The sequence below is a fragment of the Rothia similimucilaginosa genome, assembly GCF_029850985.2.
Taxonomy (GTDB): Bacteria; Actinomycetota; Actinomycetes; order Actinomycetales; family Micrococcaceae; genus Rothia.
The window spans coordinates 1463865-1478036 of sequence record NZ_CM138149.1 but is presented as its reverse complement, the minus strand read 5'-3'; the positions used below and the strand labels follow the sequence as shown (position 1 = coordinate 1478036).

The 14172-nt window shown below is 59.1% G+C and carries 12 protein-coding genes and 1 rRNA gene; all 13 read left to right on the top strand.

What is annotated here, in order from left to right; genetic code table 11:
- The first annotated feature begins 56 nt into the window (after positions 1-56).
- The 13 genes from rrf (at position 57) to scpB (ending at position 14112) form a co-directional block, all read left to right on the top strand.
- Positions 57-173: ribosomal RNA gene (rrf, locus tag QFX07_RS06120) — 5S ribosomal RNA — on the top strand.
- Between the two features lie 257 nt (positions 174-430).
- The gene (locus QFX07_RS06115) at positions 431-1555 is read left to right on the top strand and encodes a hypothetical protein (RefSeq protein WP_279754718.1); all 1125 of its coding nucleotides are present in this window, start codon (positions 431-433) and stop codon (positions 1553-1555) included.
- A gap of 188 nt (positions 1556-1743) precedes the next feature.
- The gene (locus tag QFX07_RS06110) at positions 1744-2781 is read left to right on the top strand and encodes an HAD-IIA family hydrolase (RefSeq protein ID WP_279754716.1); all 1038 of its coding nucleotides are present in this window, start codon (positions 1744-1746) and stop codon (positions 2779-2781) included.
- A complete protein-coding gene (locus tag QFX07_RS06105) occupies positions 2774-2941 on the top strand; it encodes a GTPase (protein ID WP_279754714.1) in 168 nt (55 codons plus the stop codon). The genes QFX07_RS06110 and QFX07_RS06105 overlap by 8 nt, the downstream gene beginning before the upstream one ends.
- Before the next feature lie 54 nt (positions 2942-2995).
- A complete protein-coding gene (locus tag QFX07_RS06100; RefSeq protein ID WP_279754713.1) occupies positions 2996-3724 on the top strand; it encodes a TlyA family RNA methyltransferase in 729 nt (242 codons plus the stop codon).
- A 256-nt stretch (positions 3725-3980) separates the two neighbouring features.
- Positions 3981-5003 carry an NAD kinase gene (locus QFX07_RS06095; RefSeq protein ID WP_279754712.1) on the top strand — a complete coding sequence of 341 codons (1023 nt, stop codon included), beginning with the start codon at positions 3981-3983 and terminating at the stop codon, positions 5001-5003.
- A gap of 19 nt (positions 5004-5022) precedes the next feature.
- Entirely contained in the window at positions 5023-6732 is a 1710-nt protein-coding gene (gene recN, locus QFX07_RS06090; protein ID WP_279754710.1) for a DNA repair protein RecN, read from the top strand.
- Between the two features lie 351 nt (positions 6733-7083).
- Positions 7084-8778 carry a CTP synthase gene (locus QFX07_RS06085; RefSeq protein ID WP_279754709.1) on the top strand — a complete coding sequence of 565 codons (1695 nt, stop codon included), beginning with the start codon at positions 7084-7086 and terminating at the stop codon, positions 8776-8778.
- Positions 8779-8923: 145 nt separating this feature from the next.
- Positions 8924-9598, top strand: a complete 675-nt coding sequence (locus QFX07_RS06080; protein WP_279754708.1) for an NUDIX hydrolase — start codon at positions 8924-8926, stop codon at positions 9596-9598.
- Between the two features lie 76 nt (positions 9599-9674).
- Positions 9675-10979: a tyrosine recombinase gene (locus tag QFX07_RS06075; RefSeq protein WP_279754707.1), complete on the top strand. Its 1305-nt coding sequence runs from the start codon at positions 9675-9677 to the stop codon at positions 10977-10979.
- Between the two features lie 94 nt (positions 10980-11073).
- Complete coding sequence (locus tag QFX07_RS06070; protein WP_279740386.1) at positions 11074-11934, top strand: ParA family protein; 861 nt, start codon at positions 11074-11076, stop codon at positions 11932-11934.
- Between the two features lie 194 nt (positions 11935-12128).
- Positions 12129-13124: a segregation and condensation protein A gene (locus QFX07_RS06065; RefSeq protein ID WP_279754706.1), complete on the top strand. Its 996-nt coding sequence runs from the start codon at positions 12129-12131 to the stop codon at positions 13122-13124.
- Positions 13117-14112 carry an SMC-Scp complex subunit ScpB gene (gene scpB, locus QFX07_RS06060; RefSeq protein ID WP_279754705.1) on the top strand — a complete coding sequence of 332 codons (996 nt, stop codon included), beginning with the start codon at positions 13117-13119 and terminating at the stop codon, positions 14110-14112. The genes QFX07_RS06065 and scpB overlap by 8 nt, the downstream gene beginning before the upstream one ends.
- The last annotated feature ends 60 nt before the right edge of the window (positions 14113-14172 follow it).

Sequence of the window (14172 nt, the reverse complement as noted above, 5' to 3'; positions counted from 1 at the left end):
AAGTTGTTTGTTGTTTGCGTTCACTGTATGGTTTTTGGATAACAATCCCGTAGGTTTGCGGTGATTATAGCGAGAGGGAAACGCCTGGTTCCATTCCGAACCCAGAAGCTAAGGCTCTTTGCGCCGATGGTACTGCACTTTTGAGGGTGTGGGAGAGTAGGTTATTGCCGCTTTATTGTTCAATAGCCCCGGCTTTGCCGGGGCTATTTTCGTTTGGGGAGGTCTAACGGCCTCCCCATTTGTCTTTAACATCCTATCGGTACGGGTGCACGGAAGGTGCTCTCTATACTAGAATGGTATGGCTTATGTTTAGGCATTAGCGGGTGTATCTAAAGCACCCCTCATAGAGTTGATGCCTCAGGCAGCGGTTCGCCCGAACCGACTGCATACCCTACCCGCCGACACTGGCGGATACCTCCCAAGGAGATTCATGTCTGAGACCCCCCGTCACGAGTCTAACGGCTCCGGCCCCCGCCATCACCGCAAGAACAGCGGAGGAAAGGACATCCGCTCCAAGAAGGGCGGCAAGAACTTTGGCGGTAAGGGCGGTTTCAAGCGTAATGACCGCGGAGGCAAAAAGTTTGACGGTCGTCGCTCCGATTCCCGATCCAAGGCACCTCGCTCCAACGGTCCCGAGGCTGAAGCACCTCGCGAAGAAGTACGCAGCATTGGTGGCCGTGCAGGCTACCGCCCCGCAAAGCCCAAGGCACCGGAAATTGACGATGACATCACCGGTCGCGAGCTGGACGGCGCAACCTTCCGTCAGCTGCGCGCCCTTGAGCCGCGCAACGCAGAAACCGTTGCAAAGCACCTCGCCATGGCAGGTCGCTACCTCGACATCGACCCCGAATTCGCACTAGAACACGCCGTTGCCGCATCCCGTAGCGCAGGCCGTATTGCCGCAGTACGCGAAGCTGTTGGTGTTGCCGCATACGTAGCAGAAGACTTCGAACTGGCACTGCGCGAACTGCGCACCCACCGCCGTATTAGCGGCTCCGTAGACCACCTGGCACTGCTGGTAGACTGCGAACGTGCGCTCGGCCGCCTACCCAAGGCAATGGAAATGATTGCAGAATCCGAGAAGGAAGAACTGCCCGCCAACGTGCGCGTAGAGCTCGCCATCGTTGAATCCGGCATCCTCAGCGATCAGGGCAAGAAGTCCGAGGCTGTCGTAGCACTGCAGATTCCTCAGCTGAACCCTAAGCGTGCCTTCGAATACAGCCCCCGCCTGTTCAGCGCGTACTCCGACGCGCTTGCTAACGCAGACCGTAACCAGGAAGCAGAACGCTGGGCACGCCTCTCATTCATGGCAGAAGCAGCATTGGGTCAGGGTAACTTCGCAGAACCCGAAATCTTCGACATGTTCGGTGAAGCAGGCCTCTTCGAAAAGGAAGAGAAGCCCGTAGAACTCACCGAGTCCGCAGGCGAAAAGTCCGAGGAGATCGCTGAAGCATCCGCAGAAAATGAAGCAAGCGAAGCTCAGGAAGAGGCAGTTGAGGACGAGAAGACCGAACTGCCCAAGACTGAAGAAGCAGAAGAAACCTCCGCAGAATAAGACTGCGGAGAATCTAAGAATTCTAAATACGCGACCTAAGTGTCAGCGTGAAACCGTTGGACGCCACACCCAAGCAGGGAAGAGCGTCCAGCGGTTTTCTATATAATCGCTCGAAGGTGCCAACGCTAGAGTGTCTAACAGGTACGATTAATAGCGACAACCGCCAGAGACCCCGAGAGGAACACTCTATGACCACGAACGCACTCCTATCCCGCTACGATGCCCTCCTCTCCGACCTGGACGGCGTAGTCTACGCAGGCCCCTTCGCCATCGAAGGTGCACCCGAAGCGCTCAACCGCGCTGAAGAAGAAATCAACGTACCGGTCATCTTCGTCACCAACAACGCATCGCGTTCCGTAGAATCCGTAGCAGAGCACCTGCGTGAACTGGGCGTGCACACCCGAGCAGGACGCGTCGTCAGCTCCGCACAGGCAGGCGCAGCACTGCTTGCACAGCATGTACCCGCAGGCTCCAAAGTACTCGTCACCGGCACCGAAGCACTTGCCGACTGTGTTCGTGCAGTAGGCCTCGAAACGGTACGCAAGGAAGAAGAAGGCCCTGTAGCCGTCATCCAGGGATTCGACCCCAAGATTGGCTGGGAAGACCTCGCGGAAGCCGCCTACACCCTCGCAAACCCCGACATCCTCTGGATTGCAACTAACACTGACCAGAGCATCCCCAAGGAACGAGGCCAGGCACCCGGTAACGGCACCCTCGTCGCAGCCGTAGCAACTGCCTCGCGCCGTACCCCGCTCGTCGCGGGTAAACCCGAAGCACCAATCTTCCACACCGCAGCGCAGGCAGTGAACTCCAGCCGCCCCGTCATCGTGGGCGACCGCCTGGACACCGACATTCTCGGAGCCAACAACGCAAAGATGGACGGCGCCCTCGTCCTTACCGGCGTACAGACCTACCAAGACGTCATCGAGGCCGTGCCGAACCAGCGTCCGACCTATATTCTGCGCGCCCTCGAGGACTTCTTCGCACCCTACCCCGAAATTGAAGTGCTCTACGAAGGTTACGAAGTCATCGCAACCGGCCCCACCTGGCAGGCACGAGTTCGCGGTGAAAACCTGAGCCTGACCGGCCCCGAGATTGAAGATACCGAAGCATTCGCGGGCAGCGAGAGCGAAGCCGAAGCATGGCGCGTAGCCTGCGCGGCATGGTGGGCAGCAAACCCCGAACAGGGCGCACGCCCCAACATCCAGGGGATCCCCGGTGCCTAAAGAACCGGACACTAACAGCACGGCTGAGGAAAGCTCTGAGCTTGACGCAGAATTCGAGCGCCAGCTGGCGGCGACCCTCGCCTTGGATCCCGTAGAGCGCGTCAAGCGCCTCGAAACGATGAGCGAGCAGCTGGAGAAAGACCTCGAAAACCTCTCCTAGTTCACCGGCACTAGATAACCCGTCACCAGACGAGAGAAAGAAGACAAGGACACTGTGCGCCTCGATAAATACCTGGTCGAAGCCGGATTCGTGATCTCCCGAACCCTCGCCGCAAAACTTATTGCGGCGGGAGACGTGCAAGTCAACGGCAAGGTTGCACGCAAAGCGTCCATGCTCGTGGGCCCGGAGGATACCCTCTACGTGCGCCAGAGCGAACTGACCGAATACGTCAGTCGCGCAGGCCACAAGCTCGCCGGTGCCCTCGACGCATTCCCCGATATTGAGGTGGAAGGTAAGCGCTGCCTGGACGCGGGAGCCTCCACCGGAGGCTTTACCGACGTGCTACTTCGTCGAGGAGCTGCCCACGTAGCCGCCGTTGATGTAGGACACGGGCAGCTTGTGGAAACACTACGCAAAGAACCGCGAGTTGGCGTGTACGAAGGACTCAATGTTCGTTACATGAAGCCCGAAGATATTGGCGGGCAGGTTGAGCTGACGGTTTCTGACCTCTCGTTCATCTCGCTGACCCTGGTCATGGAGTCGCTAGCGAACGCCACCGAAACCGGTGGCGACCTGGTGCTCATGGCCAAGCCGCAGTTCGAGGTTGGCAAACACCGCATCGGACGCGGGGGAGTGGTGCACGAAGAATCCGCCCGCCGTGAAGCAGTGGAAAAAGTCCAGGCATCTGCGGTAAGCCATGGATTGCGCGTGATGGGTATGGAACCCAGCCCGCTCCCCGGACAGGACGGCAACGTAGAGTACTTCCTATGGTGTCGAAAATAAATATAGTGCCGAAAATAAATAGTGCTAAGGCAGTCTGAGAAAAACCGCTCGATAACGCAGGACGCGTTGAGGGTAGGGCTTTCTCAGGCTGTCGCGCTATTCGCAGGTATTTTTTACGGGTATTTTAGAGATACCCCAGCTGCACGCTATTCGAAATAATTTTCTAAAAATATGGTGTTTTAGAAAATCTTCGAGAACATATTCGGTATGATAGGTGTAGATACACCATCTCAACACCCAATGGGAGAGAATCCTTATGGCAGAACACGAAAGCCACGCCCCGCAGGAAGCAACCACACAGGTGGCTGCTGTAGATGCGCGCGATGGTTCCGAACGTCGTGGTTCCGAAGACTCGGTGGAACAACGTCACCGTAAGATTCTCGTCTTCGCCCACGTGGGGCGCAAAGAAGCACGAGATGCCGCCCGACAGGCGTGCACTCAGCTCTACGAAGCGGGACTTGCACCCGTCATGACTCGCTCCGATCTGGAGACCCTGAGTGAAAACTGGGACGAGCCCATCCCCGTGCAGGTCGTCCACGAATCCGTGGCGCTCATTGATATTGAACTCGGCGTGGTGCTCGGCGGTGACGGCTCGATTCTTCGCGCCGCCGAAATGGTGCGCAGAACTAGCGTTCCGCTCATTGGCGTGAACCTGGGACACGTTGGCTTCCTTGCTGAATCCGAAGAGAGTGACCTGACTGAAACCGTTCGCTGCATCGTCAACAACGAATACACAGTTGAAGAACGCATGGCAATCGACGTGGAAGTCTGGAACGACGGCAAGCGAGTGCATAGCGATTGGGCACTGAATGAAGCTAGTGTCGAAAAGGGCAACCGCGAAAAAATGATTGAAGTTATTATCGAGGTGGATTGCCGCCCGCTCAGTAGCTTCGGCTGCGACGGCGTGGTCATGGGAACCCCCACCGGCTCGACTGCCTACGCTTTCTCCGGTGGCGGTCCGGTCGTCTGGCCCGAAGTTGAAGCAATTCTCATGGTGCCACTCTCGGCTCATGCGCTCTTTGCGCGCCCGCTGGTAGCAGCGCCGACCTCCACCTTGGCGGTAGAAATGATGCCAGGAAACGGTGCCTCCGGCGTGCTCTGGTGTGATGGCCGCCGAACCGTAGAGTTGGACCCCGGATCCCGTATTGAGGTGCGACGCTCCGAAAAATCGGTGCTGCTTGCCCGTATCCACCCGGCTCCCTTCTCGGAACGACTGGTGCGTAAATTTGAGCTTCCGATTCGTGGTTGGCGAGGTCCACAGGACGGCGAGAAGCGCTAAAGAAAAGGAATGAACGTTCGTGATTGAGGAAATCCATATTCGAGACCTCGGCATTATTACCGATGCAAGGCTCCCCCTCGAACCCGGATTCTCGGTGCTGACTGGCGAAACCGGCGCAGGTAAAACCATGGTCGTCACCGCCCTCGGCATGCTCCTGGGTGCCCGATCCGACGCATCCAGCGTGCGTAACGGTGCCAAGAGCGCCCTCGCCGAAGCAGTGATTCGCCTGCCCCACGGGCACCGAGCCCTCGAGCTTGCCGAAGAAGCCGGCGGCACCGCCGAAGACATCGACGAACAGACCTCCGAACTGCTTCTGGCACGCACCGTCAACGCCTCGGGGCGCTCCCGCGCCCACGTCGGCGGTTGCTCCGCACCCATCGGAACCCTGTCTAAGATTGGTCAGACTCTTGTTGCAGTCCACGGCCAGTCCGATCAGTTGCGCCTCAAATCAGCTGCAGAGCAGCGCCACTCCCTCGACCTGTACGCCGGCGAAGAGCTCGCCAACCTGCTTGAGAAGTACCGCGAAAACTACGAGCGATACCGTGCCGCCGCCGCAGAGCTCAAGGAGGTACGAGAAAACTCTCGCGCACGCGCCCTCGAAGCGCAGACCCTGCAGGGCGCCCTCGAAGAAATTAGCGCCGTCAACCCGCAGGTTGGGGAAGAAGAAGAGCTCAAAGCCGAAATGGTGAAGCTCATGAACGTTGAAGCGCTACGTATCGCGTCGGCAACCGCCTCCACAGCGCTCAGCGGTAGCGAATACTCCACCGGCGACGAGCAGAGCGTCATGAACCTGCTCGATGCAAGCCGCTCCGCGCTACATGCGCAGGCAGACGCTGACGAAGAGCTTGCCTCCCTCGCCGCGCGCGTCAACGAACTGCTGATTCTTGCCACCGATATATCCTCGGATCTGTCCTCCTACATGGCCTCCCTGGACGTTGAAGGTCCCGAACGTCTGGCACAGGTACAGACTCGCCGCGCCCAACTGGCAACCCTCACCCGCAAATACGGTTCCGATATTGCCGAGGTGCTCGAATGGGCCGAAGAATCCCGTGCACGCCTTGAGACCCTGGTGGACGACCCCCAGCGACAGGAAACCCTGGAAACCGAACTGGTACAGCTACGCAAGGTGCTCGGTGCCCAGGCAGAAGAGCTAACTGCCCTGCGCCGTGCTGCCGCACAGAAACTGGCGGATGCCGTCAGCGAGGAGCTCACTGCTCTTGCCATGCCGAACGCATCCCTGGTCGTGGAGGTTGCCGAAGCTGAAAAGTTTTCTGTGCACGGTCGAGACACCGTCACCTTCATGTTGGCCCCGCACCGAACCGCCGTGCCGCGCCCGCTCGGTAAGGGTGCCTCCGGTGGTGAGCTCTCCCGCGTGATGCTCGCCTTGGAGGTGGTGCTTGCCGAGGTGGACCCCGTGCCCACCTTCATCTTCGATGAGGTGGACTCCGGCGTGGGTGGTAAGGCAGCTATCGAAATCGGTCGCCGCCTTGCCATGCTCGCCCGACACGTGCAGGTTCTGGTGGTTACCCACCTGCCGCAGGTTGCCGCCTTTGCGGACCAGCACATTCTCGTGCTGAAAAATGATGACGCGTCCCTCTCGAAGGTCAAGGTACTTTCCGAAGAGGAACGCGTGGTGGAACTGGCGCGAATGCTCTCCGGACACGATCAATCAGAATCGGCACGAGAGCACGCCCGCGAGCTGCTGGCAGCCGGTCGAGACGTGCCGTAGGGACGCTGAAAGTAACATGCAAACCTACCGGGAAAAGGATTGGAAAGGTGCTGGTAAAAGCGCCGAAAGATGCCATCTTTCGGCGCTAAAGACCATCAAAGGGACTGAAGAGCGCGAGCATGCTTCGGAAAGTTGTCAGTACAGTCCAAGCCGGTGACCAACAGCGGTGCATGGAGCTCAGAGGATGTGAGATACTCTGTGAATGCTCCTACACCTGCTTCTACACGGCGCGGCGGGGATAATAAATCCCCGGCTCCGTTTACAGTGGTGATAAGGACAAATAGGGGAGGGAAAACCACCTGAGAGAATCCTCTTGTGGCAAAACCCTCTGCTTGGATAGCAGACAAGAAAATGGTAGGCTTAAATTCCGTGGTGAATGAAAAAAATAACGCTCTGAATGCGTCCTCTAACGACAAGGTAACCCGCCAGATTTTCGTGACCGGCGGCGTTGCATCTTCTCTCGGTAAGGGCCTTTCGGCCTCTTCCCTCGGTCAGCTTCTTCGCGCACGTGGCCTCTCTGTGACCATGCAGAAGTTCGACCCTTACCTGAACGTCGACCCCGGTACGATGAACCCCTTCCAGCACGGTGAAGTCTTTGTCACCGACGACGGTGCTGAAACTGACCTCGACATCGGACACTACGAGCGCTTCCTGGACGAAAACCTCGACCAGTCCGCTAACGTGACCACCGGCCAGGTCTACTCCTCCGTCATCGCGAAGGAGCGCCGCGGTGAATACCTTGGTGACACCGTCCAGGTCATCCCTCACATTACCGACGAAATCAAGGCCCGCATGCGTCACGCAGCGGAAATTGACGACGCGCCCGACATTATTATCACCGAAATCGGTGGTACCGTCGGCGATATCGAGTCCCTGCCCTTTATGGAAGCAGCACGCCAGGTACGCCGCGATGTTGGCCGCAAGAACGTCTTCTTCCTGCACGTCTCCCTGGTGCCGTTCATCGGCCCCTCTGGCGAGCTCAAGACCAAGCCGACCCAGCACTCCGTCGCAGCACTGCGCGGCCTGGGCATTCAGCCTGACGGTCTGATCCTGCGCTGTGAGCGTGAGGTTCCCGTATCGCACCGTACCAAGATTGGTAACGCATGCGACGTAGACAGCGACGCAGTTATCTCCTGCGCCGACGCACCCAGCATCTACGACATCCCCAAGACCCTGCACAGCCAGAAGCTCGACGACTACATCCTCGACTACTTCGGCATTGAGGCTTCCGCACCGGACTTCACCCAGTGGAACCGCCTGCTCGACGCAGTGCACCGCCCCGCGGCAGAGGTTAACGTTGGCCTGGTCGGTAAGTACATCGATCTGCCCGACGCATACCTGTCCGTCTCTGAGGCTCTGCGCGCCGGCGGCTTCGCAAACAACGTTAAGGTCAACATCAAGTGGGTTGCAGCCGACCTGTGCGCAACCGATGAAGATGCAGACCACCAGCTGCGCGACATGGACGCAATCCTCGTGCCCGGTGGCTTCGGCATCCGCGGCCTAGACGGCAAGATTGGTGCACTCAAGTACGCACGCGAGCACAAGATCCCGACCCTGGGTATCTGCCTCGGTCTGCAGTCCATGGTCATTGAGTACGCACGCAACGTACTGGGCCTGCGCGAAGCATCATCCACCGAATTCGAGCCCGAAACCTCCGTACCGGTCATCGCAACTATCGAAGAGCAGAAGCAGTTCGTCGAAGGTGCAGGCGACCTGGGCGGCACCATGCGCCTGGGCCTGTACAAGGCAAACCTCGTTCCCGGCTCTCAGGTTGCTAAGGCATACGGTGCAACCGAGGTTGCAGAGCGTCACCGCCACCGCTACGAGGTGAACAACGAGTACCGCGAGCAGCTTGAAGAAGCAGGTCTGCACATCTCCGGTACCTCCCCGGACTCCTCGCTGGTCGAGTATGTGGAACTGCCCGCAGAGGCACACCCCTACTACGTGGCAACTCAGGCACACCCCGAGTACCGCTCGCGTCCGACCCGCCCGCACCCGCTCTTCGCCGGCCTGATTAAGGCTGCTCTGGAACGCCGCGGCGCCTAATATCTAGGCATAAACGTTCAGCATCCCGCTCACCCCGCGCAGGGGAGAGCGGGATGCTCTTGTGTAAACCTGAACGTGCTTTAAACCGTGGCCGTACCTGACGCGCCAAATGTAGCGGGGCTAAAAAGCCGCCTACAATGAAAGAATGAGCAACAACCAGCAGATTATTGATGCACCCTCCGAATGTACCATCCGCACCCGCACCGTGAAGTACAGCGGCTACGTCATCGAAACGACCGTCGAAGAGTACGAACTCAATGAAAACACTGCGCTGACCCGCGATGTCGTGGAAATGCCCGGCGCCGTCGCCGTGGCGGTTCTCAACGACAACAACGAACTGCTGATGCTCAACCAATACCGCCATCCGGTGCGTATGAACCTCTGGGAAGTGCCCGCCGGACTGCTCGACATCGACGGTGAAGATCCCCTGGGCGCCGCGCAGCGCGAACTTGCCGAAGAGGCAGACCTGAAAGCATCCACCTGGAACGCTCTGACCGACTACTTCAGCAGCCCCGGCGCAACTAGCGAAGCAGGCCGCGTCTACCTGGCGCGCAACCTCTCGGAACTGCCCGCCGAAGAACGTAGCGAACGCACCTATGAAGAATCCGAAATGACCTATCGCTGGGTACCCCTCGCCGACGCGGTGCAGCTGGTATTAGGCGGAAAGATTCACAACGCGCTCGCTATCCAAGCGGTACTCGCCACCTATGCGGCGGCGCAGAACAATTTTGAAGGCCTGCGCCCTGCCGAGGGTGGCTGGGAGTTCCACCCCTATATGGGGCAGCGCCGCGAAAAGCCGGAGAACTTCCGCAACCACTAAGAACGGAGCATTGGGCGGGGGAGTAGCTCCGCCTACGGCAAACCCACATATCAAGAGAACCGATAGAGGAGATAGCGTGAAGCAGGCAAAAAGTACGGCGAGCAAGACATTCTGCGGCGCGAGTCTGCTCGGCGTGTCCTCTTTTGCCGGTTCCTCCGTGCTGGGTTCTTCTACCTTGGGTTCTTCCCATCAGGAGGGGCAGACCCCGCTACAGAAAGCCATTGACCAGTACCTCATCCACCTGCGCGTGGAGAGAGGAAGCAGCGAACACACCATCGCCTCCTACGGGCGTGACCTGCGACGATACAGCGCCTACATGGCGACCCTCGGAGTCATCGACCCCGAACGCATCACCACCGCGCAGGTGCGTTCCTTCATGCGGGAACTCGCCGCCCCCACCGTGCCTCTTGCCGGATTCGAGGCGGGGGAGAAGAACACCCAAAACGCGCAGGAATCTCAGGAAGCACAGGAAGAAGCCGCAGAATCGCTGGCGCTGATGATTGCCTCCGAATCGGGGCGAGGTACAGGAAACGGGGGCGCTGGAAACGCACGTGCCGGGCAGCCGGAGAAAGCTGGGGCCCCTGAAAAAGAAATGCCAACCGCTGAAGGGGCGCCGAGCCTGCCCCTGCCGCTGGGACCGAACTCCATCGCCCGCACCATGGCGGCAGTCCGCGGAGTACATGCCTTCTGGGTCTCCGCGCTCATCGTGCCCACCGATCCGGCGGCACCGGTCACTCCGCCCAAGAACGTTAAGCGCCTACCCAAAGCAGTCAGTGTAGAAGACATTCAGCGGCTACTCGCCGTACCCGACCGCGAAACCGCCACCGGGCTACGCAACCGAGCCATACTCGAATTCCTCTACGCCACCGGCGCACGCGTGAGCGAAATGCTCAACGCCGATATTGACGACGTACACTTCGAGGGAACCCTCACAGACGAAGACAGCAACCAGATTATCCTGCCCGGCTATGTTCGACTCTTCGGCAAAGGAAACAAAGAACGGCTCGTACCTATCGGAAGTTACGCCCAAAAAGCAATCCAAGACTACCTGGTGCGTGCCCGCCCCACCTTCGTAGCGCACGGTAAAGGCACCGCCGCACTCTTTGTTAATGGACGAGGCGGCAGACTTGGACGCCAAGGCGCTTGGCTCATCCTCAAAGAAGCCGCCGAAGCTGCCGGGCTCAGCTCAGACTTCTCACCGCACTCCATGCGCCACAGCTTCGCAACGCACCTACTGCAGGGTGGCGCCGATATTCGCGTGGTGCAAGAACTACTCGGGCACGCCTCCATCGCCACCACACAGGTGTACACCAAGGTCACACCCGAGGGGCTCATGGAGGTGTACCGCATGGCGCATCCGCGTGCCCACGAACGGGGATAAAACCCCGTCAAACCGCGGAACAGCCGCTCTTGAGGTAACCTTATAGACAACGCTTAAACTTTAAAACTTCGAATTCATTGATGAAGGTGAACCATTGACTGAAGCTCAGGCTCAAGAACTCGGCCCCACCGGTCGACCCCTGCGCGTATACCCCGACCCGGCTCCGCTGAGCAGCCACGGTCCCGCCCGAATTATCTCTATGGTGAATCAGAAGGGCGGCGTGGGTAAGACCACCTCCACCATTAACCTGGGCGCGGCACTGGCAGAATGCGGCCGTAAGGTGCTCCTGGTCGACTTCGACCCGCAGGGAGCACTTTCCGCCGGTTTCGGCGCGAACCCGCACGAACTGGACCTGACCGTCTACAACGTCATGATGGACCGTAAGGTCGACATCAGGGATGTCATCCTGCCCACCGGCGTGGAGAACATCGACTTGCTGCCCGCCAACATTGACCTCTCCGCAGCTGAAGTTCAGCTGGTCAACGAAGTGGCTCGCGAGCAGGTTCTCGCCTCGGCATTGCGCAAGGTCCGCGACGAATACGACGTCATCCTCATCGACTGCCAACCCTCCCTGGGCCTGCTGACCGTCAACGCACTGACCGCCTCCGAAGGCGTCATCATTCCGCTAATTTGTGAGTTCTTCGCACTGCGAGCCGTTGCACTGCTGGTCGACTCCATCGAGAAGGTTCAGGACCGTCTGAACCCCGACCTCGAAATCTCCGGTGTACTTGCCACTATGTTCGATGCCCGCACTATCCACTCTAAGGAAGTTCTGGCGCGCATCGTGGACGCATTTGGCGACAAGGTCTTCGACACCGTCATCAAGCGCACCGTGAAGTTCCCGGACGCATCGGTGTCCGCTGAGCCGATTCTCAGCTACGCCTCCAGCCACCCCGGTGCGGAAGCATACCGCCAGGTGGCACGCGAACTGATCTATAAGGGCGGCGCACGCTAAAGCCCTCTGCGCACCTATACGCCCTCCGCTGAGGTGACTCTCATCCTTGAGTCACACCGGCAGAGGGCGTATAATTGTGTGGATTCTAAAGACCCCGCACACTGCTTACGCCGAAAAATAGGCGAAATAGAAGCCGCATCTGAGACGGCACCAATAAAGCCGGGGAGAATAAACCTAAGGAGAATAGGTCGTTTATGACCACGAACGTCGCTGCCGTGAGGGTACCGACACCGAACGCAGACACCGCCACGAACGCCCGGACTGAGGGCCGCGGCCTGCAGAACCCGGAACGCGGTTTCACCCTCACCCTCAGTAATTTTGAGGGTCCCTTTGATCTTCTACTGACCCTGATTTCGCGCCGCAAACTCGATATTACCGAGGTGGCGCTCGCAGAGGTTACCGACGAGTTCCTCGCATACTTGCACGCCCTCTACGCTGAAGGCACCGAACGTGCACTCGACGAAGCCAGCGAATTTCTGGTCACCGCCGCAACCCTGCTGGAACTCAAGACCGCACGCCTGCTCCCGCAGCATCGTGAACCCCTCGAAGAGGATGTTGCGCTGTTGGAGGCACGCGACCTGCTCTTTGCCCGTCTATTGCAATACCGCGCCTACCGCGAAGTCGCCGATATTTTTGCTGAACGCTGGGCGCAAGAAGCACAGCGTTTTCCCCGTGCGGTAGCCCTCGAAGAACGATTCGCCCAGGCGCTACCCGAGCTGGTCTTTACCGGAGGCGCCGAAGAGTTCGCCCGCATCGCCGCAGCAGCGCTGAGCCGAACCCCCAAAGAACCCGAACCGGAACCCGAAGAAATCGTTGAACAACTCAACGAGCACCTGCACGTTCCGCTCACCACCATCGCGGCTGAAGAACACTATATTCTGCACAGCCTGCTCGATACCGCGGCTCGGGAACTGAGCTTTGCCGAACTGGTTCAAGGATCCGGCGAACTAGAAATCGCGGTGGTTCGTTTTCTCGCCCTGCTTGAGCTCTACAAAGAAGGCGCCCTGCATGTAGAACAGGACGCACTACTCGGAGCCATTCGGGTACGTGCGAGCGCGAGCGCGGCACAGTTCGTAATTCGTGAAGAAACAGACACTCAGGATGCGCACGAAACCAGTGAAGCGCCTGAATCACCCGAAGTGAACGAATCTGAAGCTAACACGGAACCGGTAGAGGAGGATTATGAGTAATCACGGCTCACGCTTTGACCGTGAATTTACCCCTGACGACCTTGCCATCGTGAACATGGGCTACTGGGATCCGAACGCGGATGAGGATTCGGAACAGGCTGACTCGGCGCCGGTAGAGGCTGAGAGCTCAAAGCCTGCTGAGGCGGACGCTGAGCCGGCTGAACATGAGGTAGCTGCAACGCCTCTGAGTACTGAGATTGCCGAAGAAGCTGAGGCCGCTGAAACGGTAGAGGACTCCGACAGTTCCGGCATCTCCGACAGCTCTGAGGAATCGCAGGAAACTGCGCCCCGCGAGTCGAAGAAACCGGAAGCGAAACCGGTAAAGATTCCGGAGGGAGGCCCCTCCACCGCACCCAGTGTAGCGGTTGATGCCGAAGCCGAATTCTCCAAGGTCGAGGTAATCCCTGGCGGCGTCAAAAGCGCCATCGAAGCAATCCTCACCGTTGCCGAAGCACCCGTGAGCGTCAAAGAACTCTCCGCCGCTCTCATCGTTAGCGAACGAGCTGTTGAGCACGCGCTCGACCAGCTGTACAGCGAGTACAACGGCGAAGAAAGCGGCTACGGAGAAGAGGGGGTGGCACCGGAACCGCGCGGATTCCAGTTGCGGAACATCGCAGGAGGCTGGAAGCTCTACGCCCGCGACGACTTCGCCCCCTGGGTGGCACGCTTCGTGACCCGTTCCAAGAGCGAGACGCTGAGCAAGCCCGCCTACGAGACACTTGCCGTGATTGCCTACCAGCAGCCGGTGACCAGGGCGAGGGTGGCCTCCATTCGAGGCGTGAATGCGGACGCAGCAATTCGTCAGCTACTCCAACGGCAGCTGATTCGTGAGGCTGGTCGCGAAGCCGGAAGCGGCGCGACCCTCTACGAAACCACGGAGTTGCTACTGACAAAGCTCGGGTTGAAATCCCTGAACGAGCTGCCGGCGCTTGCGCCCTTCCTCCCCGATGATACGGAGGCGGCGGTCCTCGCCGAAGGTAACGACTAACCCGCCCGCTACAGCCGTTACGGCAATAACGAAACTTTCAACGGTTCTGCTGAAAACCTG